The following is a 3170-nucleotide window of genomic DNA, read 5'->3' as shown; positions in this document are numbered from 1 at the left end:
ACATGGCGCTTGAGGATCGGCGGGAAATCCTGGCCGGCCTTATTGGGTCTGACAGCCGCATCCAGTTCAGCGAGACAATGCCAGGCGAGGCTAATGCTATCTATCATTGCGGCCGGCCTGGAAGGGATGTTATCGAAGCGTCGAGACAGCAAATATCGCAGCGGCCCAACCACCAATTGGCTGAAAACCAAGTCCTTCACTGAAAGCGAGTTCGAGATTCTTGGCGTCGAACGGGAGCAGGGTAAGCCGGCCTTCGCTCTGATGGCCGAGCCGGGGACCCGCAAATATGTCGGCAGCGCGTTTGTCAGCGTCAACCGTGAGATGCGCGAGCGGCTTTGGAAACGTGTCCAGGAACACGCCGGGCCACCGCCCAAGGATATGCCAAAGCGGCCGGCAACGCAGTGGGTCAAGCCGGGCATTAAAGCCCGCGTAAGCATCTGGGCGAGGAAGACATTCGGCACGCCTCGCTTCAGGACTTTTGGGATGAATCCACGAAGAGGCGATGAAGGCAGACTTGTCCTTCGCATCGACAGAAGCTCAGCGTTCATCCGGGGCTATCACTGGTGCCTTGATGTCCGTCCGATAGGACCAGCGTATTTTTATCTCTACAACCTCGACGGGATCAACGCTCACGCAATCCGATTTCCGGTTCCTGTATTCTGGAATCTCAACCCAGATGGTGCAGCGATAATATCGCGGATCATACTCGGGGTGATGCTTCCTATACTGGGGCCTTAAAGGAAGCGCTCGCCGTCGGCGCGGTGCTCGAAACAGAACCAGTGCGGCGTCTGCCTCGGCTTGGCAAAGCCCCATCCCGCATTCTTGCCGCAGCCGGGATGCTCGCACCTATGGTGCTGAATGCCGGGGCGCGTGACGGGCTCCAAGTTGCCGACGTGCCCCCGGTCGTGCATCAGTATGCTATGCAATCAGACACAGAGCATGAGACCGACCCTCGAGACGAAGGCGTCGACGCCTATTGCCTCGGCATGAGGCGCTCAGCGTGCCCATATCCCCCATGGAAGCCGCAGCGCTATGCATGGCTGCTTCGATGGGATGAAGCCAAAGAGATAGACGAGCACGAAGAAGAGTAATTCAACCACGCCCTCAGTCATGATGTTCTCACTGGAACATTTCTTCTGTGCGCATGTTGGTTTGTGAGCGCGTCGTGCGCTTAAGACAGGAGAAAGAATTGGAACGAATCCTTTTGGCCTCGGCCGTGTTGGCGCTTTCCGCCGGGCTTTCCTTTGCCCAGACAACGAGCGGAACTTCGGGCGGAACCTCCACAACCACGACCACGACCACGCCCAGCACTGATCAGGGAACTGACACCACCACCACCAGCGGCACGAACCCGAACTCGGTCAAGGATTGCGCACCTGGCCAGCAGACCGGCAGCGCGCAGGAGGCCGCCCCTGGTCAGCAGGACACGGACGCTAAGACCGCCGCCCCCGGCCAAATGAAGAAGACCACCAAAGATTGCTGATTGGCAACGGAAGGCCCGCGCCTGTTTGGGGGGCGGGGGTAAGATTGCCTGACGGGCGCCGGCCTGGCGGATCCGCATTAATCCGGGTCATGAGGTCCGCGCCATCCGTTGCGCAAGCCGGAGACGTTTCGAAGCATCAATGCAGCGCGACGCAGGACGACCCGGAGATCCGCGCGCGACATATCGGCGATGCGGTCGGCGGCGCTTTCAAGCTCTTCCGAAACAGACAGGGTCATTCAGAGGGCCGCATAGTCAGTGGCAGTGATTGCTGCCCGTCTTGTGGTTCGTCATCGTGCACTGCTGGGCTTTCGATTCTTCAGAATGTTCGCCTCGCGCAGCAGTGATGATCGATCCGTTCCTAGCAATTCTATGAGCGTGAGAGCCTGATCCCGGGTGATCCCGGTTTCACGTGCGAGCGCCTGCGCCTGGAGTTCCTTTTGCCGCTCAAGTTCATTTTTTCTATCTTCGCCCATGGTGAGATGTTCCTTCCCACTACGGAACCCAACTTGCGACATAGCGCCTTGTTCCTCTTTGTTCCGAAATTCGTTCATCGCTCTGTTGTTCGTGTTCAAGCTGGAACTAATGTCCGTTCGGTAGCTTATGCCCAAATGAGCGCACGCGGCATCACCTTCCTGCACAAGTGGATTGCGAACAGCGTTCCTAAAACGGCCCGGCCGGATGTGATTTCAATCAATGAGCTGACGCACAAGCTGTTTGCCGACGCGAAGTCAGTGGGCATCAGGCGTGAAGAGATCGACGAGGAAGTCGACAGTCTCTACCGCACCATCCTTAATGCCATTGTGCATTTCGACCCGGGATTGTCGGAGTAATGGGTCATCCACGGGCGCCCGCCTGAACCGCGCGCAGGTGAACGCGTATGGCAGGGCAGGGCTTCACTTTGCCGTCGTTGAATTTCTCCAGGCCGGGAGGGAGATGACGCGCCGACATCTGCCGTCGAGCGTTCGCTCGGGACCATAGAGCAGGAGGACAGCTTCTTCGCTCGGCAGTACGCCGGCGGGGCATGTCTTCATCATCGGAATTTCATTCGCCCTGATAGCGTTCCCGATCCGGTATCTCTACCAAGGCCCGCCGAAGCGCTAGGCGCTACCAGCCCTAGGGGAAATGGCCAGCGCTACAGGATTTGCAGCTGAAGGCTCTCCTAAAAAGGGAGCGGAATCCCTAATCGTCTGGACCAGTTCTGATAGGTGGTGGGTCCAAGGTACTCAACCCGATAATCGCCATGAGCAACCAGGGCCAATAGCGGAACGCGTGAGGTATGCTTTTGGCCGCTTTACGCGTCGTCCTTACGTCGAAATACGCGAAAATCCATTTCGCGCCAACGCGTCAACACCTTTTCCTCGAAGCGATCTCTTAGGAAGCGTAGGATAATGAAGGTGCGATCGGGCAGTGCGTAGGACAACTAACAACTGAACAGGCTTTGGAGGTGTGAGCTTTAAAGGGTAAAGGGTGGCCCGGAGCATGAAAGCATCCGCCCTATGGCAATTGTCAGCTTGCTGCCGCCGATCGCGTGAAGACGATCGTGACCTTCGTCCCTTCGCTGGGGCTCGAGGCGACGTTGAACTGTGCCTTGGCGTTCTCGGTCAGCGAGCGCGCGATCAGCGCGCCGAGCTTGCCGGGCTTGGGCCATGTCTCCCCTTCCGGCAGGCCGATTCCGTCGTCCGCAACT

At 58.2% G+C, this 3170-nt stretch carries 3 protein-coding genes and 2 pseudogenes; 3 read left to right on the top strand and 2 right to left on the bottom strand.

Annotation, left to right across the window (positions count from 1 at the left end; all coding sequences use genetic code 11):
- A pseudogene (locus tag EOC93_RS33090) lies at nucleotides 1-738 on the top strand (hypothetical protein); the annotation flags it as partial.
- Nucleotides 739-1189: 451 nt separating this feature from the next.
- Complete coding sequence (locus tag EOC93_RS33085) at nucleotides 1190-1483, top strand: hypothetical protein (protein WP_127206712.1); 294 nt, start codon at nucleotides 1190-1192, stop codon at nucleotides 1481-1483.
- A 287-nt stretch (nucleotides 1484-1770) separates the two neighbouring features.
- Here EOC93_RS33085 and EOC93_RS33080 read toward each other — a convergent pair whose 3' ends face one another.
- Nucleotides 1771-2055 carry a hypothetical protein gene (locus EOC93_RS33080; RefSeq protein ID WP_245461606.1) on the bottom strand — a complete coding sequence of 95 codons (285 nt, stop codon included), beginning with the start codon at nucleotides 2053-2055 and terminating at the stop codon, nucleotides 1771-1773.
- A gap of 36 nt (nucleotides 2056-2091) precedes the next feature.
- Between EOC93_RS33080 and EOC93_RS33075 the strand changes: the two genes are divergently transcribed.
- Nucleotides 2092-2313, top strand: coding sequence for a DUF768 domain-containing protein (locus EOC93_RS33075; protein WP_127206711.1), 222 nt, complete (start codon nucleotides 2092-2094; stop codon nucleotides 2311-2313).
- A 676-nt stretch (nucleotides 2314-2989) separates the two neighbouring features.
- On the opposite strand, the pseudogene EOC93_RS33070 reads toward EOC93_RS33075, so the two are convergent.
- Nucleotides 2990-3170: pseudogene (locus tag EOC93_RS33070) on the bottom strand (histidine kinase); the annotation flags it as partial.

Source organism: Mesorhizobium sp. M6A.T.Ce.TU.002.03.1.1 (genome assembly GCF_003997275.1).
In the GTDB taxonomy this organism is placed as follows: domain Bacteria; phylum Pseudomonadota; class Alphaproteobacteria; order Rhizobiales; family Rhizobiaceae; genus Mesorhizobium; species Mesorhizobium mediterraneum.
This window is presented reverse-complemented; position numbering and strand designations above follow the sequence as displayed.

Coding starts and splice junctions, on each gene's coding strand:
- EOC93_RS33075 (WP_127206711.1), top strand. CDS start 2,092: ATGAGCGCACGCGGCATCACCTTCCTGCACAAGTGGATTGCGAACAGC.